The sequence below is a fragment of the Oceanospirillum linum genome (genome assembly GCF_001995095.2).
GTDB classification, from domain to species: Bacteria; Pseudomonadota; Gammaproteobacteria; order Pseudomonadales; family Halomonadaceae; genus Oceanospirillum; species Oceanospirillum linum.
Map to the genome: position 1 here is coordinate 1 of NZ_MTSD02000189.1, position 405 is coordinate 405.

General features: G+C 41.0%; 1 protein-coding gene. It reads left to right on the forward strand.

The features are described from left to right. Window positions 1–405: phage tail family protein (locus tag BTA35_RS17260; protein ID WP_139363752.1), on the forward strand; the 405-nt coding region annotated here is incomplete at both ends.

Below are 405 nucleotides of genomic sequence, written 5' to 3' on the forward strand. Positions count from 1 at the left end.
GCTATATGATGCTCCAGAAAGAGAGTATAAAGTAATCCTTGATGGCGAAACAAATATCCAGCAAACTCTCCATATGGGGGAGATTGAGCTTAAGTTCATCCTTCTGGATAACTATGCGATAGGGAAAGAAGTAGTTGAAGAAGACACCTTCAATAATGCTTCCGCAACCGTTCCATTTATTGAATTAAACAATCAAGGAACCGCAGACACCTACCCTAAATATATACTGGACTTCACTTCTAGCACAGGTTTCGTAGACTTGATTGGACAGGAGGATTCTGCTAATATATCAATAGGACGTAGACAGAAGACGGGAGCTGCTGAAACCCAACGTAACCTTCGTCCACAAGAGTTTTATAGCTCTTTCGATTCCAAGAATGGAGTAACTTGGGAAAACCTTACATC